The sequence below is a fragment of the Gallibacterium anatis DSM 16844 = F 149 genome, from assembly GCF_000379785.1.
GTDB classification, from domain to species: domain Bacteria; phylum Pseudomonadota; class Gammaproteobacteria; order Enterobacterales; family Pasteurellaceae; genus Gallibacterium; species Gallibacterium anatis.
The window spans coordinates 37,500-59,698 of the sequence record NZ_KB903726.1; the positions used below are offsets into that span (position 1 = coordinate 37,500).

General features: G+C 38.4%; 21 protein-coding genes. 14 read left to right on the forward strand and 7 right to left on the reverse strand.

Features of this window, described 5'->3' with window-relative positions; all coding sequences use genetic code 11:
• Positions 1 to 110: 110 nt before the first annotated feature.
• Entirely contained in the window at positions 111 to 2,693 is a 2,583-nt protein-coding gene (gene leuS, locus A3EO_RS0109770; RefSeq protein WP_018347002.1) for a leucine--tRNA ligase, read from the reverse strand.
• A gap of 262 nt (positions 2,694 to 2,955) precedes the next feature.
• On the opposite strand from leuS, the gene A3EO_RS0109775 reads away from it, so the two are divergent.
• The 4 genes from A3EO_RS0109775 (at position 2,956) to cpdA (ending at position 5,613) form a co-directional block, all read left to right on the forward strand.
• Positions 2,956 to 3,570, forward strand: coding sequence for a 4'-phosphopantetheinyl transferase family protein (locus A3EO_RS0109775; RefSeq protein ID WP_018347003.1), 615 nt, complete (start codon positions 2,956 to 2,958; stop codon positions 3,568 to 3,570).
• On the forward strand, positions 3,570 to 4,001 hold the full coding sequence (gene psiE / locus A3EO_RS0109780) for a phosphate-starvation-inducible protein PsiE (protein ID WP_018347004.1): 432 nt from the start codon (positions 3,570 to 3,572) through the stop codon (positions 3,999 to 4,001). Before A3EO_RS0109775 ends, psiE begins: the two co-directional genes overlap by 1 nt.
• A gap of 10 nt (positions 4,002 to 4,011) precedes the next feature.
• Positions 4,012 to 4,644, forward strand: coding sequence for an ADP-ribose diphosphatase (nudF, locus tag A3EO_RS0109785; RefSeq protein ID WP_013746265.1), 633 nt, complete (start codon positions 4,012 to 4,014; stop codon positions 4,642 to 4,644).
• 141 nt (positions 4,645 to 4,785) lie between these two features.
• On the forward strand, positions 4,786 to 5,613 hold the full coding sequence (gene cpdA / locus A3EO_RS0109790; protein WP_018347005.1) for a 3',5'-cyclic-AMP phosphodiesterase: 828 nt from the start codon (positions 4,786 to 4,788) through the stop codon (positions 5,611 to 5,613).
• A 23-nt stretch (positions 5,614 to 5,636) separates the two neighbouring features.
• Here cpdA and A3EO_RS0109795 read toward each other — a convergent pair whose 3' ends face one another.
• The 3 genes from A3EO_RS0109795 to A3EO_RS0109805 are packed head-to-tail and all read right to left on the reverse strand — an operon-like array spanning position 5,637 to position 9,729.
• Positions 5,637 to 6,269 carry a class I SAM-dependent methyltransferase gene (locus A3EO_RS0109795; protein WP_018347006.1) on the reverse strand — a complete coding sequence of 211 codons (633 nt, stop codon included), beginning with the start codon at positions 6,267 to 6,269 and terminating at the stop codon, positions 5,637 to 5,639.
• Positions 6,270 to 6,274: 5 nt separating this feature from the next.
• A complete protein-coding gene (locus A3EO_RS0109800) occupies positions 6,275 to 8,422 on the reverse strand; it encodes a 3-hydroxyacyl-CoA dehydrogenase NAD-binding domain-containing protein (protein ID WP_018347007.1) in 2,148 nt (715 codons plus the stop codon).
• Positions 8,422 to 9,729 (reverse strand): acetyl-CoA C-acyltransferase, encoded by a 1,308-nt coding sequence (locus A3EO_RS0109805; RefSeq protein ID WP_018347008.1) that lies wholly within the window; start codon positions 9,727 to 9,729, stop codon positions 8,422 to 8,424. Before A3EO_RS0109805 ends, A3EO_RS0109800 begins: the two co-directional genes overlap by 1 nt.
• Before the next feature lie 145 nt (positions 9,730 to 9,874).
• On the opposite strand from A3EO_RS0109805, the gene smpB reads away from it, so the two are divergent.
• The 5 genes from smpB to A3EO_RS0109830 all read left to right on the forward strand — a co-directional run bounded on the left by smpB (position 9,875) and on the right by A3EO_RS0109830 (position 13,727).
• Complete coding sequence (gene smpB / locus A3EO_RS0109810; protein WP_013746260.1) at positions 9,875 to 10,354, forward strand: SsrA-binding protein SmpB; 480 nt, start codon at positions 9,875 to 9,877, stop codon at positions 10,352 to 10,354.
• Positions 10,355 to 10,385: 31 nt separating this feature from the next.
• Positions 10,386 to 11,177 carry a LicD family protein gene (locus A3EO_RS0109815; RefSeq protein ID WP_018347009.1) on the forward strand — a complete coding sequence of 264 codons (792 nt, stop codon included), beginning with the start codon at positions 10,386 to 10,388 and terminating at the stop codon, positions 11,175 to 11,177.
• A complete protein-coding gene (locus A3EO_RS0109820; RefSeq protein ID WP_018347010.1) occupies positions 11,167 to 11,958 on the forward strand; it encodes a choline kinase family protein in 792 nt (263 codons plus the stop codon). Before A3EO_RS0109815 ends, A3EO_RS0109820 begins: the two co-directional genes overlap by 11 nt.
• Before the next feature lie 168 nt (positions 11,959 to 12,126).
• Positions 12,127 to 13,035: a DMT family transporter gene (locus A3EO_RS0109825; protein WP_018347011.1), complete on the forward strand. Its 909-nt coding sequence runs from the start codon at positions 12,127 to 12,129 to the stop codon at positions 13,033 to 13,035.
• Positions 13,032 to 13,727, forward strand: a complete 696-nt coding sequence (locus A3EO_RS0109830) for an NTP transferase domain-containing protein (protein ID WP_018347012.1) — start codon at positions 13,032 to 13,034, stop codon at positions 13,725 to 13,727. Before A3EO_RS0109825 ends, A3EO_RS0109830 begins: the two co-directional genes overlap by 4 nt.
• A gap of 65 nt (positions 13,728 to 13,792) precedes the next feature.
• On the opposite strand, the gene trxA is transcribed toward A3EO_RS0109830, so the two are convergent.
• Both trxA and A3EO_RS0109840 read right to left on the reverse strand, forming a co-directional pair.
• Positions 13,793 to 14,119, reverse strand: coding sequence for a thioredoxin TrxA (trxA, locus tag A3EO_RS0109835; RefSeq protein WP_018347013.1), 327 nt, complete (start codon positions 14,117 to 14,119; stop codon positions 13,793 to 13,795).
• Between the two features lie 107 nt (positions 14,120 to 14,226).
• Positions 14,227 to 15,213, reverse strand: a complete 987-nt coding sequence (locus tag A3EO_RS0109840; RefSeq protein ID WP_013746258.1) for a 2-hydroxyacid dehydrogenase — start codon at positions 15,211 to 15,213, stop codon at positions 14,227 to 14,229.
• A gap of 218 nt (positions 15,214 to 15,431) precedes the next feature.
• Here A3EO_RS0109840 and aroQ point away from each other — a divergent pair, with 218 nt between their 5' ends.
• The 4 genes from aroQ to hpaC all read left to right on the forward strand — a co-directional run bounded on the left by aroQ (position 15,432) and on the right by hpaC (position 18,382).
• Positions 15,432 to 15,884 carry a type II 3-dehydroquinate dehydratase gene (gene aroQ / locus A3EO_RS0109845; RefSeq protein WP_013746257.1) on the forward strand — a complete coding sequence of 151 codons (453 nt, stop codon included), beginning with the start codon at positions 15,432 to 15,434 and terminating at the stop codon, positions 15,882 to 15,884.
• Positions 15,885 to 15,945: 61 nt separating this feature from the next.
• Entirely contained in the window at positions 15,946 to 16,413 is a 468-nt protein-coding gene (gene accB, locus A3EO_RS0109850; protein WP_018347014.1) for an acetyl-CoA carboxylase biotin carboxyl carrier protein, read from the forward strand.
• 59 nt (positions 16,414 to 16,472) lie between these two features.
• On the forward strand, positions 16,473 to 17,819 hold the full coding sequence (gene accC, locus A3EO_RS0109855; RefSeq protein ID WP_018347015.1) for an acetyl-CoA carboxylase biotin carboxylase subunit: 1,347 nt from the start codon (positions 16,473 to 16,475) through the stop codon (positions 17,817 to 17,819).
• Between the two features lie 53 nt (positions 17,820 to 17,872).
• Entirely contained in the window at positions 17,873 to 18,382 is a 510-nt protein-coding gene (gene hpaC / locus A3EO_RS0109860; RefSeq protein ID WP_018347016.1) for a 4-hydroxyphenylacetate 3-monooxygenase, reductase component, read from the forward strand.
• Positions 18,383 to 18,430: 48 nt separating this feature from the next.
• On the opposite strand, the gene A3EO_RS0109865 is transcribed toward hpaC, so the two are convergent.
• Positions 18,431 to 20,215, reverse strand: a complete 1,785-nt coding sequence (locus A3EO_RS0109865; protein ID WP_018347017.1) for an ABC transporter ATP-binding protein/permease — start codon at positions 20,213 to 20,215, stop codon at positions 18,431 to 18,433.
• 180 nt (positions 20,216 to 20,395) lie between these two features.
• On the opposite strand from A3EO_RS0109865, the gene A3EO_RS0109870 reads away from it, so the two are divergent.
• On the forward strand, positions 20,396 to 22,060 hold the full coding sequence (locus A3EO_RS0109870; RefSeq protein WP_018347018.1) for a putative transporter: 1,665 nt from the start codon (positions 20,396 to 20,398) through the stop codon (positions 22,058 to 22,060).
• Positions 22,061 to 22,199 lie beyond the last annotated feature (139 nt).

The following is a 22,199-nucleotide window of genomic DNA, read 5'->3' on the forward strand; positions in this document are numbered from 1 at the left end:
CATCTTAATAATCGTTGCAAGTGAGGTTAAATAATAACTTCCAACTAAAGTATTAAGATTACTGTAATGTGCCACCGCCGTTTAATGCGGTGGCACGTTGATGATTGCTTTTATTTAGCAACGAAACTGAGCAATTTGCCAGGCACATAAATCACTTTAACGATATTTAAACCGTCTAAGTGTTTTTGTACATTTTCATCCGCCATTGCTGCAGTTTTGATCTCTTCTTCGGAAGCACTTGCCGCAACAGTGATTTTTCCGCGAACTTTACCATTAACCTGAACTACAACCAATTTTTCTTCATCGACCATCGCCTGCTGATCGGCAACAACCCACGGCGCAAAATCAATATCATCTTGATTGCCGAGATCTTGCCATAATTGGAAGCAGATATGCGGCGTGATTGGATAAAGCATCTTAATCACCGCATTTAACGCCTCTTTCATTACCGCACGATCTTGCTCTTGCACCAATGGTGCTTTAGTGAGTTTATTCATTAACTCCATAATGGCAGCAATGGCGGTGTTGAAAGTTTGACGACGACCAATATCATCGCTCACTTTAGCAATGGTTTTATGTAGATCACGACGTAATGCTTTTTGATCAGCGCTTAACGCTTTCGGATCAAGTTCAACAGTGGCCGGCTGTTGTAAATAATCATAAGTTAATTTCCACAAACGGCGTAAGAAGCGGTTAGCGCCTTCGACTCCGGATTCTTGCCATTCCAAAGTCATTTCTGCCGGAGAGGCAAACATCATAAATAGACGAACCGTATCCGCGCCATATTTTTCGACCATTTCTTGCGGATCGATACCGTTATTTTTCGATTTCGACATTTTGGTCATACCGGCGTGAACCAATTCGTGACCTTCAGGATCAACCGCTTTGATAATACGACCTTTTTCATCGCGAGTAATAGTCACTTTGGTTGGTGATACCCAAATACGTTCGTTTGTTTCTGAAGTGTAATAGAAGGCATCCGCCAACACCATTCCTTGACATAAAAGTTTAGTTGCAGGTTCATCACAAGCAAGTAAACCGGCATCACGCAATAATTTATGATAGAAGCGGAAATAAAGCAGGTGCATTGTGGCGTGTTCAATTCCACCAATATATTGATCCACCGGCAACCAATAATTCGCTTCTTCGCTGTTTAACATACCTTGTTGATATTGTGGGCAAGTATAACGAGCATAATACCAAGATGACTCCATAAAGGTGTCGAAAGTATCGGTTTCACGCAACGCAGGTTGACCGTTGTAAGTGGTCTTTGCCCAATTCGGATCGGCTTTAATCGGACTTTGCACTCCGTCCATTACCACATCTTCCGGCAACTCGACCGGCAAATCTGCTAGTGGCACCGGCACAACATCACCGTTTTCTAAGGTGAGCATCGGGATTGGTGTTCCCCAATAGCGTTGGCGAGAAACCCCCCAATCGCGTAAACGATAGTTCACTTGGCGTTTACCCACGCCCATCGCTTCCAATTTATCGGCAATGCCATTAAAAGCCTGTTCAAAATCTAAGCCATTGAATTCAGCGGAATTAATGGCAACACCGTGTTCAGTGTATGCGGCTTTGGATAGATCCAATTCTGAACCGTCAAGCGGTGCAATCACCGGTTTTAACGGTAAATGATATTTTTGCGCAAATTCATAGTCGCGTTGATCGTGTGCCGGCACAGCCATCACCGCACCGGTACCGTAATGCATTAAAACGAAATTAGCGATCCAAACCGGCACAGCCTCACCGGTAATCGGGTGAAGTGCATAACGACCGGTAAACATCCCTTTTTTCTCCATTGTCGCTAATTCCGCTTCTGCCACTTTGGTATTTCGGCATTCTTGGATAAATTGCGCTAATTCAGGATTATTTTTCGCAGCTTGTTCCGCCAGTGGATGTCCGGCGGCAACGGCAAGATAAGACACACCGTAGAACGTATCTGGACGGGTAGTATAAACGGTTACGGTTTCATCGCTATCTTGCATTTTAAAGGTAATTTCAACCCCTTCGGAACGACCAATCCAGTTGCGCTGCATCGCTTTTACTTGATCCGGCCATTCAGGCAACTGATCCAATCCTTGCAACAGTTGTTCGGCATAATCGGTAATTTTGACAAACCATTGTGGGATCTCTTTTTGTTCCACCGGCGTATCACAGCGCCAGCAGCAACCGTCGTTTACCTGCTCATTTGCCAATACGGTTTGGTCATTCGGACACCAGTTAACGGTAGAGGTTTTCTTATAAATTAACCCTTTTTTATATAATTCGGTGAAAAACCACTGTTCCCATTTGTAATATTGAGGTTTACAGGTCGCAATTTCGCGATCCCAGTCATAACTGAAGCCCAACATCTTCAGTTGGTTTTTCATATATTCGATATTATCGTAAGTCCAAGTTGCCGGCGCTGCTTTATTTTTAATTGCTGCATTTTCTGCCGGTAAACCGAAAGCATCCCAACCGATAGGCTGCAATACATTTTTGCCGTTCATTCGTTGGTAACGGGAAATAACATCGCCGATAGTGTAATTACGAACGTGCCCCATATGTAAACGACCGGAAGGATAAGGGAACATTGATAAGCAGTAATATTTTTCTTTGCTTGGATCGGGTTGAACTTTAAAGGTTTTATTATCTTGCCAGTATTTTTGAATACGACTCTCGACTAAGTCGGGACGATATTGTTCTTGCATAATAAAGTTGTCCTATGAGTACTGAAATTTGAAATGAAAAATGATATTAAAAAATGTGGTATAGAATAGCTTAAAATCTAGGTAATTAATAGAAATATTATTGGTATTGGCGCCGAATTTGAGTACACTTGCACTATGTTTTATGCACATCTCTTTCATTATGCCGCAGGTTTTTGTTGTTTGGGGAAATATTCATCAATCTTATCCATTTCACCTTTTGCCACCGATCCCATATCTAAGCACGATTTTTAAGCACACTTCAATGGCGTCTAATAAACAAAGGCAGCGCAAAATCGGTTATTTTTTATTATGGAAATTATTGCAGCAGCTTGGGCAAGAACAGGTTTTTGCTCAAGGAATTGAAAAGGATCAACAGGGCAGACCGCATTTTAATGCACCGCAATTTGATTTTAATTTAAGCCATTCCGGGGATTGGGTGGCAGTGATTTTAGTACAACGAGCGCATAATGAGTCGGTGGCAATTGATATTGAGCATCCATTGCGAGCAAGAAATTTTGAACGTTTATTGCATTATTATGCCTCAGAAACAGAAATAGCGTGGTGGCAATTGCAGCAAAAGCAGGATGAGGCTTTTTATTTGACCTGGTGCGCTCGTGAGGCGATTTTAAAAGCGAAAGGGCGGGGAATCGGTGCTATTTCAAAAGTGTTATTTGAGCCGGAAAATAGTTGTTTTTTTACCCAAGAGGCACCAAACGGGCAACTTTTTTTTGCGCAGGAATTGCCTTTTTATTTAGCTTGCTTTGTACAAGGGAGTGGCACAATATCACACTGTTTTTGTTGGCAAGAAAAAACCGCGTCCTTGCTGCAACAGAAGGTAAAATTAAATCGTTATCGAGTGATTAATAGGAAATTGTAATGACAGAAGAACAAATAAATAAATTGGATTCACACGCTTTCGGGCGAAAATTTGCCGGAGTATTGCAGTGGATTTTAAATATTGCTTTGGTGGTATTGTCGGTAATTTTGGTGATTTTACTGGGCAAACAGACATTTGAATTGGGGCAGATTATTGTGTTGAAGGCAAGTGACACCACGATTGCCTATGTGTTGGCGGAACGAATCGTGGTCTATTTTCTCTATTTTGAGTTTTTAGCTCTGATTGTGAAATATTTTACCGCCGGCTTCCATTTCCCATTACGTTATTTTTTATATATCGGAATTACGGCAATGATCAGGTTGATCATTGTCGATCACTCAAGTTCGCTAGGGACATTGGCGGTGGCAGCGGCGATTTTATTAATGGTGATTGCGCTGTTTTTAGCCAATGTCGCAGAGAAGAAAAATTAGGAGATTAAAAATGTCAGACGATAAATTTATTCAACAATATGGGCAAAAAGATATTGAAATTGTCAGTGATGAGGTCGTATTTAAAGGCTTTTATACGATGAAACGGGTTAAATTTCGTCACAAACTTTTTTCCGGAGAAATGAGCGGTATTGTTACGCGAGAACTGCTTGCTAAAAATGAAGCTACAGCCGTCGTACTTTATGATCCGCAACTGGATAATGTTGTTTTGGTCGAGCAAGTTCGGATTGGTGCGATTGATCCGAAATCGCCATCATCACCTTGGTTATTGGAATTAGTCGCAGGAATGATCGAAACCGGAGAACAGCCGGCAGGCGTTGCTGTTCGTGAAAGTGAAGAAGAGGCAGGCGTGCATTTAACTGAAGTAATGCCGATTATGCAATTTTGGGATAGCCCGGGCGGAATGGCGGAGCGCATTCATCTTTTTGCCGGCAAAGTAGATTCAACCAAAGTGGGCGGTATTCACGGTTTAGCGGAAGAAAATGAGGATATTCGCGTACACGTTGTCAGCCGAGCCACTGCTTACCAATGGTTGGAACAAGGCAGAATTGATAACGGTGTTGCTGTGATTGGGTTACAGTGGTTACAGTTGAACTATAAAAAATTGCAACAGAAATGGTGTTAAATTTGTGAACAAGTGAGCATTTTCTGAATAAAAAACAATAAAAAATGTGCGTAAACTAACACTTTTATAATTTAGCTGCTGACTTTTTTATGGAATTGTCTAAAGTAGAGATAGTAATTTGAATTAATGAAAGGAGACATTATGTCAGATCTATTTCGTGACGAATCGGCTGGTGTAATAAAATTGCTCCAGGTAACGGACCCTCACCTGTTTGCAGATGAAGACGGTGAATTATTAGGTATTAATACCTTTGACAGTTTTCGACAGGTGTTGAGTGAGATAAAAAAATCCGGATTTGAGAGCAATTATATTCTTGCAACAGGGGATTTTGTGCAGGATAACAGTGAAGCGGGTTATCACCGTTTCGTGAAAGAAATTGTGCAATTGGGCAAAAAAATCTTTTGGATTCCCGGTAACCACGATTTTCAACCGAAAATGGAAGCGGTGTTTGATCTTTATAAAGCCGTTATTCAGCCGGAAAAACATCTGTTGTTGGGCGAGAGTTGGCAAGTGATTCTGTTGGATAGTCAGTTATATGGCGTGCCGCACGGAATGTTGAGCGAAGAAGAGTTGAAATGGCTGGAACAACGTTTATCACTTTATCCGGATCGGAACACTCTGATTGTATTGCATCACCATCTTTTGCCGACAAATTCAGCTTGGTTGGATCAGCATAATTTGCGCAATCCATATGATTTTTCTGAAATTTTGGCAAAATATAAAAACATTAAAGCGATAGTTTATGGGCATATTCATCAGGAAGTGAATGCGGTTTGGCAAGGCATTCCGGTGTTTGCAACGCCGTCCACCTGTATCCAATTTAAACCGGATTGTGCTTATTTCACCTTGGATAACCTACAGCCGGGTTGGCGTGAAATCAGCTTATATCCTGATGGGCGTTTGGAAACTAAGGTACATCGCATTAAAGATAAAGTGTTTTTGCCGAAAGATAATATGAACGGCTATTAACATTGAGGAGCGAGTAGGTGGTATTACGTTGTTTTTCGTAATACCACTTGTTGCATTAAGCCCCAATGACAGAAATTACGCTGTTCGATTTTAAGCGGTAAATCAGCAATCAGATCATTCAGACGTAAATTAATGGTTGTCCCTAACGCAGTTGTAATCCGATCAAAGCCGTTACGAACACAGGACGGTTGTTGATCATCAGCTAGAAACTTATCCCAAAGTGAAATCACGCCATTTGGTTTTAAAATGCGAACCGCTTCCGCCAGCAGTTGTTCCGGCGTGGAAGTTACCGCTAAAATCAGGTGCATTATCACTAAATCGCAACTTTGATCCGGCAATCCACTTTGTTCCGCACGACCGACTTTGGTTTCAATCTGCCAAGGGTAATTGTGCTTTTGAATTAACCTTTCCGCTTTTTGCAGCATTGACGGCGAGAAATCCACCAAGGTTAAGTGGCTTTTTTCAGATAATCTTGAGGCTAAATAGGGGATATCTAAACCGGTTCCGGCACCGGCGATATAGACCGATTGAGGCGCGTTCGACCAGATGTTATGTTGATCCAGAAGAGCAAACTGGCTTCTACGCATTCCATCGGCAGCTTGTAAAAAGAGATTATAAATTTTGCTGTAAATATCCCAACGTTGCGAAGAAGCCATCTGTGTTACCTCTGCATAAGTTGTTGTTCCTGTTCGGCTTTATTCAGTAGCCAATCACAAGGCAGGAAGCGTTCACCGTAAAGTTTTACGTGATCATTCAATGCTTTAACAATTGAAATGGCACCGATATGTTCGATATAGGCATAAATGCCACCACGAAATTCCGGGAAGAATACGCCCAATACTGAAGCCATATTACCTTCATTCGGATCATTGATCACGCCCTCTTCCAAACAGCGAGCCGCCTCGTTGATCATCATCAGAATACAACGGCGAACCACCTGTTCGGATTCCAAATTATTTTCGGAAATGGTTTCCATCACATAGTAGATACTTTTATCCACCATAGAACGTTGACCGTTCTGTGAATGATAAAGATAAAAACCGCGCCGATTCTTGCTGCCTTTGCGTTGATCGCGGATTAAGTTGCCTAATTTTGCCGGCACGGCAAAACGCATTCCGTAGTGTCTTTCCAAACTTGGCAACATTTTAGCAAAAAGATCCAGACCAAAATCATCCAACATAGCCAATGGACCGATTTCAAAACCGAATTCCTGCAAAGCACGATCGATAAAATCAACCGCTTCGCCATCGCATAAGCAGTAAAAAGCTTCCAACAAATAAGGAATAAGAATGCGGTTGACAAAGAATCCCGGTTTATCGGAAACCAGAAGCGGAATTTTGCCTTGCTGAATGGCGAAGTGGATGGCTGTCGCAATCGTCTTTTCAGATGTTTTTGGATGAGGAATAATTTCCAACATTTTACGGTTGGAAATTGGGGAAAAATAGTGGAAACCGATAACGTTTTCCGGACGATTGGCAACACTGGCGATGTCCGCAATCGACAAGGTTGAGGTGTTAGTGGCGAAAATAGTATGTTCACTATAGAAGACTTCGCTCTCTTCTAAAACTTGCTGTTTAGTGGCTAAATCCTCATAAACCGCCTCAATGACAAAGTCGGCATCAGGTGCGGCTAAAAAGCGTTCACCACCGGAAATCAGATACATTAATTGTTGCATTTCACCGGAAGATAACAATTTTTTGCCGACTTCCTGTTGTAATAATGAATGTGTTAAATGCAGTGCTTTGCTAATTCCGGAAGGATGTATGTCTTTGATTCTAACCGGAATTTTTGCATTTCGCACAGTAATGTAAGCAATGCCGGCACCCATAAAACCGCCACCGATAATGGCAAGTTTATTTACATCACGTACATTGTTTCCGCGCGCTTCATATTGCAAACGCATTGCTCGTTTAGTCTGTTCAAGGCTGCGCAACACTTTGGAGTTATCGCTGTTAAACAAACTGATAAAGGCTTGGCGTTCCACTTCTAAACGCAATGGATGAGTTGGCTGTTTCAAAATTTCGATAATTTTTGCCATCGCCGGATAATTATCAATCGGCCCCAACCACTCTTTATTTTCGGCAGCATCAAACAAAATGTGGCGGAAGAGCGGATTGTTATGCCAATATCCTTGAATTTGTTGCCAAAGTTTTGCAGTTTTTGAAAGTGTTTTTGCAACTAATGTCTTTTTACTGAAAAATTCAAAGGCGGTAGGTAACAATAAACTTTGCGGCACAACGTCATCGATACAATTTAATGATTGCATTGTATGTACATCAAATTTGTCACCGGACAACAAAATAGAGAGGGCTTTCTTTAATCCAACGTGAGAAACCAACGCAGAAATCGCATCGGCGAAAGGTACAATACCGGAACGAACCTGCGGCATTGCAAATTGTGTATTAATATCATCGGAAGCAATACGATATTGGAATGCCAAAGCTAACTCTAAACCAAGCCCGAAACAGGAGCCGTGAATTGCAGCCACTGTTGGAAATGGTAATTGGCGAATGGTTTCCATTAAACGATGAATTTTATCCAAAAAGGCTTCCAATTCATTATCAGATTTCCCCATTAAACTATTAAGATCAAAGCCCTGAATAAAATTATTTTTCTTGCTGGAATAAAAAATGAGACCTTTTGTTTCTTTCGGTAGATTGTTTAATAGTTGCAACATCTGATCGACAAATTCTGCTGACAAGGTGTTACGTTTTTTATCGGTTACATTCACGATCAATGATGCAATCTGTTGATCATCTATTGATAGCGTAAATGGAGAATGTTGGGTATTTTGCTGTAAAGTGTTCATTATTCGCTCTCCAAAATCATAGCACCACCAATGCCGCCCAAACCGCTTGAAGCAATAAGAGAACGTCCGCCTCCACGCTGTTTCAAAGCATATAACGATTGAATAATCAAACGTAAACTGCTGACCGCACGCGGATTACCATAGGCAAGAGAACCTCCCAAAATATTTAATTTACTCATATCGACCTGACCAATTGCGGCTGAACGATTAAGATGCTGCCGAGCAAAAGTTTCGGATTCAATCAGTTTTAGATTGGATAAAATTTGAGCTGAAGAGGTTTCGTGAATATCAATTAAATCAAGATCGGAAAGGCGCATATTGGCGTTTTGTAACACTTTTGCAATGGAATAGGTTACGCCGACAAACATATTTTTCCAAACATCATTTGCAGTCATTGTATAGTGGCGAATATAACCAAGAATATTCAATCCTTCCGCTTTTGCGGTATGTTCATTCATCAGCAATACCGCCGCCGCGCCGTCGCACGAATGGGAAGTGTTCCAATCGGTGGCTGTGCCATAATTTTTACCATTAAAGGGTTTAAATTTTTGGTAAAACTCCGGTTTAACGTGTTTCTCAATTTGATTATCGGAAACCACGAAATCTTTATAAGGAGGTGGAAAAGAAACCATTACCTGTTGGCGTAATTCACCGCTTTGCCACGCTTGATAGGCTAAGCGATGGGAGCGTGCTGCATATTCGTCTAACTCCTGACGGCTAAGATGAAAATCTTGCGCCATCTGTTCCGACACCGCAGAAAGAGAAAGTTGTGTTAAGGGATCTTTTAAATTCAGTGCCTGCAATTTGAAATCTTGCCAAGTGATTTGACGTAACAGCCGATATTTTTCTTCATAGCTTTTTGCTGCCATAACATCTCTAAATAATTGAATTAAATGAGAGTTAAGACGAATTGGTGCATTGGATAAAGAGTCAGCGCCACCTGCTAATGCATAATGCGCATTTCCCATCAAAATACTGTTACTTAAATTGATTAGCACCTGTAATCCGGTCGGACAAGAGCTGCTGACAGTGTAAGATTGCGCTTTTGGCATATTTAATAAGAGCGATATTTCCCGGGAAAGATTAGGAATATCAGGATCTTGGATTACTTGTCCAAATACGACTTGCTCAATTTTATCTTTGGGAACGGCTAAACGGCTAAGTAATTCATTAGCGACCATTGCGCCAAGATCTTTTGCCCGAGCCTCTTTAAATAGCGTATTTTTCTTAATAAACGGGGTGCGAATACCATCGACGACGGCGACCCGCGCACCTTTGGATGTGGTTAAAACAGGTTGTTCAGACATAGGAATACCAGCTGATGAATAAAAATAACGTGAAATTGTAACGCATTCTATACCAGAGCGCGATAACTGGGAATAGGGACACTTTGTCTTTGTCTTTCAAATAGTGATTAGGTAGAATAATTACAAATTTTGAAGGATTTTAATGATGACAAAAAAGAAAGTAACTAAAAAAGATAATACGATTGCTTTAAATAAAAGAGCAAGACACGATTATTTTATTGAAGATGAAGTGGAAGCTGGTTTGGCATTGCAAGGCTGGGAAGTGAAATCGCTCCGGGCTGGGAAAGCTAACATTGGTGACAGTTATGTGATTTTTCAAAACGGTGAAGCCTTTTTATTCGGGGCAAATATTACGCCGTTAAATGTTGCCTCTTCCCATATCGTTTGCGATCCGACTCGCACACGTAAATTGCTATTAAGCAAAAGAGAAATAGATTCTTTATTTGGTAAGTCAAATCGTGATGGTTATACCATTGTCGCTTTATCGCTTTATTGGAAAAGTGCGTGGGCAAAAGTCAAAATCGGTATTGCTAAAGGTAAAAAACAACACGATAAACGCCAAGATATTAAAGAGAGAGAATGGAAGCTCACCAAAGATCGTATTATGAAAAATGCGGGAAGGTAGAGTTATTTATAAATAATTTGAGAATATATTTATGGATAGAAAAAAAATAAATGAGAAAGACTATAAATCAATTTTGCTTCAGGTATTAGTTAATTTTGATAGTTTCTGTAGAAAGCATAACATATCTTATTCTTTAGCATATGGTTCAATGTTAGGTGCTATTAGGCATAAAGGGTTTATTCCTTGGGATGATGATATTGATATTTTTATGTTAAGAGAAGAATATGATAAATTTGTTAAATTATGGAATGAAAGCAGTAATCTTCTTAAAGATAATTACGAATTATGGGGGATTGATGATGAGAAAAATTTTTTCTATGGTCATTTAGTGAAGTTTTTTGATAAAAATACGTTGTTAATAGAAAAAACAAAAAATCATATTATTGAGTATGGGATTTATATTGATATTTTTATCTTAGAAGATATCTCATCTGACCCCAAAAAGGCAGAGAAACAACAAAAAAAATATAAGTTCTACCGGAAATTATTATCTCATTTATTTAAACATGGGAGGATTTTAAACATTTTAGCTAACAGGGTTTATAAAAAAATTCCTTCTATATATTTTGTATTAGATAAGATGAAAAAAATCACAGAGCAAGAAAGATCAAATTGTGTAAGCGTATATGCCCCAGTTGATGGGAATATTTATAACAGAGATTCTTTTGAAAAATTTATATTAACTACGTTTGAAAATTATGAGTTTCCAGTTTCATTAGACTATGATCTTATGTTAAAAAAACAATATGGCAATTATTTAGAATTGCCACCTGAGAATGATAGAAAAGGACATAATATTGAGGCATATATGAATGAGTTATAAGAATATAATATCTGCTTTTTGTCATTTGATAAATATAGATGAGAAATCAATTCTCTCTTGTGATAGAATTGGAGGAATGACAAATACAAACTATTTAATAACCACTAAAAATGAAAGATTTGTTTTTAGAGTTTCTGGTAAAACTTCTAATCAAATTATTAATAGAAAAAATGAACATAATAATAGTGTATTAATGAGTGAATTGGGAATCAATTCGGATATCATATATTTTAATGAAAATAATGGTGATAAAATTACTAAATATATTAATAATGCTATGACGTTATCTCCTTATAATATTTTTGGATATTTGGATAAAGTTGTAGATTTATTAGTTGATACTCATTCTTCAGGTGCTAAATTTACAAATACATGGGATTATTTAGAAGAATATAAACTTTATAAAAAAATAGTTTTAGATAGTGATGTTGTAATTGATGATAAATACTATCATTTTGAATCTAAGATATTAGGATTGTATAGAAGATTATTTGCTGATTTAGGTATAAATTTATTTCCTTGTCATAATGATCTTGTGGCAGAGAATTTTGTTTTAGGAGATGATATATTAATTTCTCAAAAGTTATATTTAATAGACTGGGAGTATTCTGGCTTGAATGATCCTATGTGGGATATTGCATCATTATTTGAAGAATCTAATTTTCCAAAACATATTGAAAGAAAATTTTTAGAAAATTATTGCAATTTATGGAATATTAAAAAAAATAATTTTTCTTATGACCTTTCTACCTCCCCCTCCCCCCCCCCCTTCACTTTCTAAAATAGATATTTTAGAAGAAAAAATTCTTATATATAAAATTCTACAAAATGCACTTTGGTACTTATGGACATTAGCTAAAGAGTCTAGAGGTGATTTCTTTGGTAATTATAAATATAAACGCCTAGAAAGAATCTTTTCTTTATATTCAGAGTATAAGGAAAATTATATATGATGTGGAAAGACTTAATCTATAAGTTTAGAGGTGAACTTTTAGGAATTCTATCTGGATTACTTTGGGCAATAAATTTAATATTGATAGATCGAGTCGCATCTTTATATAAAGAGTTGAGTGATGATTATCTTTTTTTGTCTGTAATAATACTGCTTTTTACAGAGTTTTTTTCACTTGTCTTTTTGTCATTTTTAAGAATAAGAAAAATAACTTTAGATATTTCTAAAAATGCTTTTGTTATTAGGAAAAATATTATTTTCTTAGTATTTCCTTCTATAGGTATGGGATTGTATATATTATCTATTGTATTTTCTGGGGTTGCTATTACGACTTATTTTACATCGATATACCCAATATTTTCATTATTAATATTGTTCTTTTTGTATAGAAAGATAAACTTTAAAGTGGTTATCTCTATAATATTATCAGTTATTGGTTTATATCTTACTATAGAACCATTAGAAATTAATAACCTTCAAGTTTTTGGAATATTTTTTGCACTGTTATGTGCATTTTCTTGGGGAAGTGAGTCTGTATGTTGTGAGTATTTTTCTATTAAATCAATATTTCCTGAAACAATATTATTTTTTCGATATATAATTTCTATATGCATTTCTATAATCTTGTGTTTAATATTTTTTTATCTAGGTGGTAATTTTAGTATAAATATAGAATTCTTATTTAATTTATTTATTGTTAGTATTTTTTCAGTATTATCTTACTTTTTTTATTATACATCAATAAGTATTATCGGATCATCTTATGCAATAAACTTCAACATAAGTTATATTTTGTGGATTATGTTGTTTTTATTTACAACATATAATTTTACTATCATTAGTATAATTGGTGGCTTTTGTATTTTTTGTTCGATAGTAATTAGCTTTTCAAAAGGTGAAAAATGAATGCAATTATTTTAGCAGCTGGTTTAGGAAGTAGATTTAAAGATTTTGTAAGTAATAGTCATAAAGCATTACTTCCAATTTTATCTATGCCTAATATAGAAAGAACTATTAAATTTCTTCAAGAAGCTAATATTTTTGATATTTTTATTGTGACAGGACATAATGCTCATTTATTCGAATATTTGAATGATAAATATAAATGTAAAATTATTTATAATGAAAAATATAAGGAATACAATAACATTTATTCTTTTTTTAAGGTATCTAATTACTTTGAAAATAGTTATGTTATTGATGCGGATGTTGTGTTATATAAAAATATTTTTTTAGAAAAATTAGAAAGTAGTACTTATTTCTTAATACATAGATTAAAAAGAGAAAAAGAATGGGTGCCAATTATAGATAAAATGGGAATTATTCGTCAGATAGATGTTAGCAATGATGATAAACCATCTCTTTTAGGAGTATCTTTTTGGATAGGTGAAGATTGTTATTCAATAAAGAAAGCTTTATCTAATTATTTAGAATCTGATATTTTAAATAATCCAAAATATTATTGGGATGATATTCCTAGAAAATTAATTCTAACCAAAAAATTAGCAGTTAGAACATTGTTGTTGAATGACAGTGATGCTGGAGAAATGGATACTGTTGAAGATTATTTAAGTTTATTAAATTATAAAAAAACTTGATAAAAATAAGGTCACAAATAGTATTATTTGTGACCTTAATATTCAGCATTTAACTTATAAATGTATTAAAGAGCATTATTAATAAACGCAGCCAATTGTGCTTTTGGAACGGCACCAACTTGAGTAGCAACAGGTTGACCGTTTTTAAAGATAATCAATGTTGGGATGCTGCGCACACCTAATTGTGCAGGGGTCTGTTGATTTTCATCAATGTTAATTTTGACGATTTTTACTTTGCCGTCAAATTCTTCTGCAAGATCATCCAAAACCGGTGCAATCATTTTGCAAGGTCCGCACCAAGGTGCCCAAAGGTCAAGTAAAACAGGGACATCCGATTTTAAAACGTCCGCTTCGAAAGATGCATCGCTTGAATAAACAATTTTATCGCTCATAAAGTTTAATCCTTAAATGAAGTTTATTTTTTCATCAATGTTAAAAATGTTACGGTAGTATAACACTAATTTGTTGCACAAAATACAATTCCAGCAATAGCCAAAACTTAAAGTAGATTTGCGCAAGGTTGATTTGTAACCAGTGCGTGGATATTGCTAAGTGTCACATCCGAGATACTGGTTAATGCCTCTTCTGTTAAAAATGCCTGATGCCCTGTCAGTAACACGTTATGGCAAGAAGATAAACGACGGAATACGTCATCTAAAATTACTTCATTCGATTTATCTTCGAAGAAGAGATCTCGTTCATTTTCATAAACATCCATACCTAATGCGCCAATTTTACGAGATTTTAAAGCCTCAATCGCCGCTTGAGTATCAATCAATGTGCCACGACTGGTGTTAATGATCATTACACCATCTTTCATTTTTTTGAATGCTTCGGCATTTAGCAGATGATAGTTTTCCGGAGTTGCCGGACAATGAAGTGTGATGACGTGCGAATGGGCATAGAGTTCATCTAAAGAAACATAAGTGGCGCCAAGTTCTTCTGCTGCCGGATTTTTAAATGGATCATAACAGAGAATATGCATACCAAAGCCTTTTAGAATTCGCATTACGGCTAAACCGATTTTTCCGGTTCCGATAACGCCAACAGTGCGTCCGTGCATATTGAAACCGATTAAGCCTTCAAGCGAAAAATTGGCTTCACGGGTGCGTTGATAAGCGCGGTGAATGCGACGATTTAATGTCAACATTAAGCCGACTGTATGTTCGGCGACCGCTTCCGGAGAATAGGCCGGCACTCTAACCACACTTAATCCCAATTCTTTTGCCGCTTCTAAATCGACATTGTTGAAACCGGCACAACGTAAAGCAATAATTTTGACACCGATTTGCGCAAGTTCGGTGAGCACTTCCCGATCGGCATTATCGTTTACAAAAATACAGACCGCTTGGCAACCTTCCGCCATTTTTGCAGTACGCTTACTGAGCATAAAGTCAAAAAATTCGAGATCAAAATTGTATTTGACATTGACCAGTTCCAAATATTTTCGGTCATAACTTTTTGTACTATAAACAGCGATTTTCATCGTAATACTCCTATTAAATTTAAATTTTGCTTTCCTGTTGATAGTGTAACATATCAAGACCAAGTTAGGCGCTTTTGGTTGTACTGAAGTCAGCAGTTCTGAAAGGGCAATTTGGGGTAATTTTAAAGAAAATGAGAGGTAAGAGCAGATAAATGCTGTGATTTTCGATAAAATCGTTATAATGTTGAATTTTTATAGACGAGAAGTGAGAGGAAACTATGTCATTTCATATTTTGTTATTAAATGGCCCTAATTTGAATATGTTGGGGAAACGGGAGCCGAAGCATTACGGTAGACAGACCTTACAAGATATTGAAACGGCGTTGCAAGAAAGTGCCGGAAAGTATGGCATTGAATTGAGTTGTTTCCAATCCAATAGCGAAGAAAAACTGATTAATAAAATTCACGAAAGTTTGGGGAAAGTGGATTTTATTTTGATTAATCCGGCGGCGTTTACTCACACCAGTGTGGCATTGCGGGATGCATTATTATCAGTAGAAATTCCTTTCGTTGAAATTCATCTTTCAAATATTCATCGTCGTGAACCTTTCCGTCATCACTCCTATCTAAGCGATATTGCTGTGGGCGTAATTTGCGGATTAGGCGCGGCTGGGTATCAATATGCGTTACAGTTTGCCGTTGCCCATTTGCAACAGCAACAAGCAAATTAATCATCGCTACTGTTCTTTGTAGCGATTTGTCGATTAAACATTAACTAAAGCGGATCAAACTATGGATATTCGTAAAATTAAAAAACTTATCGAATTGGTTGAAGAATCAGGCATTATGGAAATTGAGATTTCCGAAGGCGAAGAATCAGTGCGTATTAGTCGTGGCAGTGCAGTAGCAGCGGCGGCTCCGGTTGCTCCACAACCGATCATTGTACCACCAGCCGCGCCGGCAGCGGTTGCAGCACCTACAGCAGCACCGGCGGCAGCCCCGGCAGCAGAAGCGAATGCAATTTCCGGTCATACCGTTCGCTCACCAATGGTGGGTACATTCTATCGTAGTCCAAGTCCTGAAGCCGCACCATTTGTTGAAGTGGGTAAAAGCGTTAAAGTCGGTGATACACTTTGTATTGTCGAAGCAATGAAAATGATGAACCGTATTGAATCGGATAAAGCCGGTGTAGTCAAAGCTATTCTGGTTAATGATGGTGATGCGGTTGAATTTGATGAACCATTAATCGTAATCGAATAAATTCACTATGACACAATATGGCAACAGAGCATATTGTGTCGATTTTTATGGATAGAACTATGTTAGAAAAAGTAGTTATCGCTAATCGTGGTGAAATAGCATTGCGTATCTTACGAGCGTGCAAAGAGTTGGGTATTGCCACTGTGGCTGTACATTCAACCGCAGATCGTATGTTAAAACACGTTTTGCTTGCGGACGAAACTGTTTGCATCGGGCCGGCGCCATCTGCAAAAAGTTATTTAAATATTCCGGCAATTATTGCCGCAGCGGAAGTAACTGGTGCAGATGCAATTCATCCGGGATATGGATTTTTATCAGAAAACGCCGATTTTGCGGAGCAGGTTGAACATTCCGGTTTCGTTTTTATTGGGCCGACTGCTGATGTTATCCGTTTAATGGGGGATAAAGTTTCAGCGATTGAAGCAATGAAAAAAGCCGGAGTGCCTTGTGTGCCGGGTTCGGATGGTCCATTGGGCAGAGATATTAATAAGAATAAAGAGATTGCCAAACGCATCGGTTATCCAATTATTATTAAAGCTTCCGGCGGTGGCGGCGGTCGAGGAATGCGCGTTGTTCGCCAAGAAAGCGCTTTGGAAGAAGCGATTGCAATGACAAAAGCGGAAGCGAAAGCTGCGTTTAATAATGATATGGTTTATATGGAAAAATATTTGGAAAATCCACGACATATCGAAATTCAAGTGTTGGCAGATACACACGGTAATGCAATTTATCTAGCTGAACGTGACTGTTCAATGCAACGTCGTCACCAAAAAGTGGTGGAAGAAGCACCGGCACCGGGCATTACTGAAGAGATGCGCCGTCATATCGGCGAACGTTGTGCTAATGCGTGTAAAGAGATCGGCTATCGTGGTGCAGGCACGTTTGAGTTTTTATATGAAAACGGCGAGTTCTATTTCATTGAAATGAACACTCGAATCCAAGTGGAACATCCGGTTACTGAAATGATCACCGGTGTTGATTTAGTCAAAGAGCAGTTACGCATTGCATCAGGCTTGCCGCTATCTTTCAAACAGGAAGATATTCAAGTACGCGGGCACGCAATTGAATGTCGTATTAATGCAGAAGATCCAACTACATTCTTACCATCTCCGGGTAAAATCGAACATCTTCACTCACCGGGTGGGTTCGGTATTCGTTGGGATTCTCACATTTATGGTGGTTATACTGTGCCGCCAAATTACGACTCAATGATTGGTAAATTGATTGCGTATGGTGAAGATCGTCAAGTGGCTATTCGCAGAATGCAAAATGCTTTAGCGGAAACAATTATTGACGGCATTAAAACCAATATCCCATTACACGAATCGATTTTGGAAGATAAAAATTTCCAAAAAGGTGGTACCAACATTCATTACCTTGAGAAAAAATTAGGGTTGAATGATTAGTTATTAAACGCCGGTAATTTACCGGCGTTTTTCGCTTAAGATAATTTGAAAATATGGCAAAAATAGCAGAAACATTAACGCCCGAACAACAAAACTTCCGTAATGCGATGTCTAAATTAGCGGCGGCAGTGAATATTGTTACAACACGAGGTGAAGCGGGGACTTGCGGTATTACGGCGACGGCAGTTTGTTCGATTACAGATACACCACCAACTGTTTTGGTTTGTGTGAATCGTAATAGCCAAATGAATACCGTATTTAAGCAGAATAAGCAGGTTTGTATTAATGTTTTATCCGCAGAGCAGCAGGAACTTGCTTGCCATTTTGCAGGTATGCGAGAAAGTTCAATGGAAGAACGCTTTAATATGGAAATTTGGCAAGAAAAGCACGAACCTCATCACGCCCCGGCATTAATCGGTTCATTAGCTAATCTGCACGGGACAATCACTATGATCCACGAAGTTGGCACGCACTCGTTGTTTTTCGTAACACTGGATAAAATCGATGTGTATGACGGTAATGGTTTGATTTATTTCAATCGAGGGTTTCAGGTTGTCACATAGAGAAAATTATTTATACATAATCCGCTCCTATGAGCGGATTTTTTATGTCTAATGTGTGGTGTCACAATACCACTCCCCATTCCCCGTCAACATTAATGCAATATTGTGATGTTGTTTTAAGGTTGAACGATGTCCGACGCTGATTAAAATGGTGTCAGGAAGCTGGTCTAGAATTAATTGGTACATCGCAAATTCTAAACCTTCATCCATACTGGATGTAGCTTCGTCTAAGAAAGCCACTTTAGGTTTAGCTAAAAGTAAGCGAGCAATTGCAAGTCGCTGTTGTTCACCCAGTGAGAGAATGCGTGTCCAGTCACGTTCTTCGTCTAATTTATCAACCAAATGTGCTAATTGAACGGATTTCAACACATCAACTGCATTTTGTTCATTTTGTTTTGGAATAGGGTTCGGATAATACAATGTTGCGCGTAAACTGCCTTGTGGCAGGTAGCTTTTTTGCGATAGAAACAGCGTTTGTTGCGGGCAATAAATTTTTCCTTCCGAGTAAAGCCATAAGCCAGCAATTGTGCGTAATAATGTGGTTTTACCAATACCGGATGGGCCTTGGATTAATAAACGTTGTCCGCCAGTTAAAGTTAGATTGAGTTGTTTGAGCAATGCTTTCCCGTCTGCGTTATAAATTGAGAGGTTTTCAAAAACAACATTGCCTTGCGACGGCAGAATATTGGCAGTGGAATGTGATTGGCAACTTTGCATTGCGGCAGTAAATCCGCTTAAACGGTCTAATGTGGCACGATATTCGGTGAAAGTGTCATAACTGTTACGGAAAAATGAGAGTGAATTGTGAACCTGACCGAATGCCTGTGCAGTCTGCACCATATCCCCCAAGGTAATTTGTTTGGAGAAAAAGCGTTGTGCTTGAATAATAAACGGAAATACCACAGAAATTTGGCTAACGACAATATTAAATCCCGAAAGTTTCAGTGTACGGAAAACAAGTTTCCAAACGTTATCAATAATGCGTTTAAATTGTTGATTTAACAGAATTCGCTCTATTTTTTCACCGGCATAAAAAGCGATACTTTCCGCATATTCTTTTAAGCGGATCAGTGAATAACGATAGTCAGCGTTTAATTTTTCATTAGCAAAGTTTAGCTTGATTAATGGTCGACCAAGTTTGAAAGCAAAAACGCTGGTAATTAAAACATAAATAAAGACAAGATAAACCATCATATGTGGGATTTCTACTCCGGCGATAGTCATTGGGCCGGACAAATTCCAAAGAATAATGGTGAAGGCAACAATCGAAACACAGGCACTGATGACGCCGGTGGCAAAATTGAGAGAGTTCTCAATATAAGAAGTAATATCCTGTTGAATACGTTGATCCGGGTTATCCAATTGGTTGTAGCTGAATTGTGTTTTGTAAAAGGTTTGATTCGATAACCAACGATCCAAAAAATGTTGATTAAGCCATTCTCGCCAATGAATATTAAAGCGATTTTTGATGTAATAGATAATAAGCGCATTTAGTAAGTTAATGCTGACAATGACACCAAAGAAGATCATTTGTTGCCAAAATGCAGTTTCATCCAGTTCCTGCAAAGCTTTGTACATATTGTTGTACCATTGCGAGAAAATGACATCAATTCTAACAGAAAGCAACGTTAACAGAACGATCACACAGAAAGTGACAATTGGTGCAATGCCCTGTTTGCCGACAAAATAATGTTTAGCGAGTTGCCAAAATTGATGCCCCCATCGCGTTGATTTGATTAGCAAAAACAGTGCGATCGCAAAACAAATTGAGCTGATAATAAAACTTTTGGCTATCCACCAAAAAGAATTAATTGCTTCAGAGACTAAATCCATTGAAAAATCCGAGATATTTTATTTTTTGAATAAACTGTGGGCTATTTTGCCTAGATAAAATCGTTTAGGCAAAAATTTTTGTAAAAAATTCAACAAAATTTGCCCTTCCTCAGTTTTTTTCGTTTTAGAAAGCAATATAATCTTGCGCAGTTTTGTTTTTAACTATTAAGGAGTAGTTGTATGAGTGATATTGCTATCACGATCAGTCTCCTATCATTAGTTGCTGTACTTGGATTATGGATAGGACACTGGAAAATTAGAGGCGTCGGTTTGGGGATCGGCGGTGTGCTGTTTGGTGGAATATTAGTTTCACATTTCACCACACAATATGGCATTGCACTGGATGCTCGCACAATGCACTTTGTGCAGGAATTCGGTTTAATTCTGTTTGTCTATACCATCGGAATTCAAGTCGGTCCGGGGTTCTTCTCTTCTTTAAGATCATCAGGCTTAAAACTGAATCTATTTGCAATGATGATCGTTTTTTTAGGCGCATTAATTGTTATTGCAATGTATAAATTGTTCGGATTGGAACTCCCGGTTATTTTAGGGATTTTCTCCGGTGCAATTACCAATACGCCGTCTTTAGGGGCAGGGCAACAAATCTTAGCGGAGCTTGGTTTTACCAATATCACAGAAACAATGGGTACCGCCTATGCAATGGCTTATCCGTTCGGTATTTGCGGTATTTTATTAACAATGTGGCTAATTCGTTTATTCTTCAAAATTAAAGTGGATCAGGAAGCGGCGGCCTTTGAACGTGAGATGAATCACGATAAAGAGACACTAAGTGCGATTAATGTGCGCGTTACCAATCCTAATTTAGCCGGATTGAGAATGTCTGAAATTCCGGGCTTGGAGTTGAAAGATGTCATTTGTTCACGTTTAAAACGTGGTGATTTGTTATTAGTGCCGAAAGATGACACTATCGTAAATTTGAACGATTATCTGCATTTAGTCGGAGAACCGGCGGTGCTTCATCGTGTGCAGTTAGTGGTTGGTGAATTGGCAGCGAATGAGCTTTTAACAACGCGTGGTACGGATTTGCGTACTGTTCGTGTTGTTGTGACTAATGAACAGGTTCTCGGTAAAAAAATTCGTGATTTAAATATCCACCAAAAATATGAAGTGGTGATTTCACGTTTGAACCGTGCCGGGGTTGAATTGGTTCCTAGTCAGAATACGAGTTTACAGTTCGGGGACGTATTGAACCTTGTTGGTCGTTTGGATGCCATTGAAGCAGTTACTGCCATTATTGGAAATGCGCAGCAAAAATTGCAACAGGTGCAAATGTTACCGGTCTTTATCGGTATCGGTCTTGGGGTGTTATTGGGTTCTATTCCGGTACAAATTCCAGGTTTTCCGGTGGCATTGAAACTTGGGCTTGCGGGCGGTCCGTTAGTTGTTGCGTTAATTTTAGCGAGAATCGGTAGTATCGGAAAACTCTACTGGTTTATGCCACCGAGTGCCAACTTAGCGTTGCGTGAAATTGGTATCGTGTTGTTCCTCTCCGTTGTCGGCTTGAAATCAGGCGGTAATTTCCTTGAATCATTAATTGACGGCGATGGCGGTGAATGGGTGCTTTATGGTGCGGTTATCACCTTTATTCCGTTATTTATTACCGGAATTGTGGCGAGAATTTATGGCAAGTTGAATTACCTCACCATCTGCGGTTTGCTTGCCGGCTCAATGACTGATCCTCCGGCATTAGCATTTGCCAATGCATTAAAAGAAGAAAGCGGTGCGGCTTCACTCTCTTATGCGACAGTGTATCCGTTGGTAATGTTCCTCAGGATCATCACCCCTCAACTGTTGGCAATTCTGTTATTGTGGTTTTCAGCTTAGCGATTCTTCATCAAAAAATCGTTATCTAATTGTTCTCCAACCCGACTTAGGTCGGGTTGGTTATATTTGGTCATAAAAAAATCTGCACCGCTGTCATTATGGATAATATGTCCAATTTCAGGGGTGCAGATTATTACAC

What these genes read in the sequence shown, in the direction of transcription:
- leuS (WP_018347002.1), bottom strand. Translation starts at nt 2,693, where the DNA reads ATGCAAGAACAATATCGTCCCGACTTAGTCGAGAGTCGTATTCAAAAA.
- A3EO_RS0109775 (WP_018347003.1), top strand. Translation starts at nt 2,956, where the DNA reads ATGGCGTCTAATAAACAAAGGCAGCGCAAAATCGGTTATTTTTTATTA.
- psiE (WP_018347004.1), top strand. Translation starts at nt 3,570, where the DNA reads ATGACAGAAGAACAAATAAATAAATTGGATTCACACGCTTTCGGGCGA.
- nudF (WP_013746265.1), top strand. Translation starts at nt 4,012, where the DNA reads ATGTCAGACGATAAATTTATTCAACAATATGGGCAAAAAGATATTGAA.
- cpdA (WP_018347005.1), top strand. Translation starts at nt 4,786, where the DNA reads ATGTCAGATCTATTTCGTGACGAATCGGCTGGTGTAATAAAATTGCTC.
- A3EO_RS0109795 (WP_018347006.1), bottom strand. Translation starts at nt 6,269, where the DNA reads ATGGCTTCTTCGCAACGTTGGGATATTTACAGCAAAATTTATAATCTC.
- A3EO_RS0109800 (WP_018347007.1), bottom strand. Translation starts at nt 8,422, where the DNA reads ATGAACACTTTACAGCAAAATACCCAACATTCTCCATTTACGCTATCA.
- A3EO_RS0109805 (WP_018347008.1), bottom strand. Translation starts at nt 9,729, where the DNA reads ATGTCTGAACAACCTGTTTTAACCACATCCAAAGGTGCGCGGGTCGCC.
- smpB (WP_013746260.1), top strand. Translation starts at nt 9,875, where the DNA reads ATGACAAAAAAGAAAGTAACTAAAAAAGATAATACGATTGCTTTAAAT.
- A3EO_RS0109815 (WP_018347009.1), top strand. Translation starts at nt 10,386, where the DNA reads ATGGATAGAAAAAAAATAAATGAGAAAGACTATAAATCAATTTTGCTT.
- A3EO_RS0109820 (WP_018347010.1), top strand. Translation starts at nt 11,167, where the DNA reads ATGAGTTATAAGAATATAATATCTGCTTTTTGTCATTTGATAAATATA.
- A3EO_RS0109825 (WP_018347011.1), top strand. Translation starts at nt 12,127, where the DNA reads ATGATGTGGAAAGACTTAATCTATAAGTTTAGAGGTGAACTTTTAGGA.
- A3EO_RS0109830 (WP_018347012.1), top strand. Translation starts at nt 13,032, where the DNA reads ATGAATGCAATTATTTTAGCAGCTGGTTTAGGAAGTAGATTTAAAGAT.
- trxA (WP_018347013.1), bottom strand. Translation starts at nt 14,119, where the DNA reads ATGAGCGATAAAATTGTTTATTCAAGCGATGCATCTTTCGAAGCGGAC.
- A3EO_RS0109840 (WP_013746258.1), bottom strand. Translation starts at nt 15,213, where the DNA reads ATGAAAATCGCTGTTTATAGTACAAAAAGTTATGACCGAAAATATTTG.
- aroQ (WP_013746257.1), top strand. Translation starts at nt 15,432, where the DNA reads ATGTCATTTCATATTTTGTTATTAAATGGCCCTAATTTGAATATGTTG.
- accB (WP_018347014.1), top strand. Translation starts at nt 15,946, where the DNA reads ATGGATATTCGTAAAATTAAAAAACTTATCGAATTGGTTGAAGAATCA.
- accC (WP_018347015.1), top strand. Translation starts at nt 16,473, where the DNA reads ATGTTAGAAAAAGTAGTTATCGCTAATCGTGGTGAAATAGCATTGCGT.
- hpaC (WP_018347016.1), top strand. Translation starts at nt 17,873, where the DNA reads ATGGCAAAAATAGCAGAAACATTAACGCCCGAACAACAAAACTTCCGT.
- A3EO_RS0109865 (WP_018347017.1), bottom strand. Translation starts at nt 20,215, where the DNA reads ATGGATTTAGTCTCTGAAGCAATTAATTCTTTTTGGTGGATAGCCAAA.
- A3EO_RS0109870 (WP_018347018.1), top strand. Translation starts at nt 20,396, where the DNA reads ATGAGTGATATTGCTATCACGATCAGTCTCCTATCATTAGTTGCTGTA.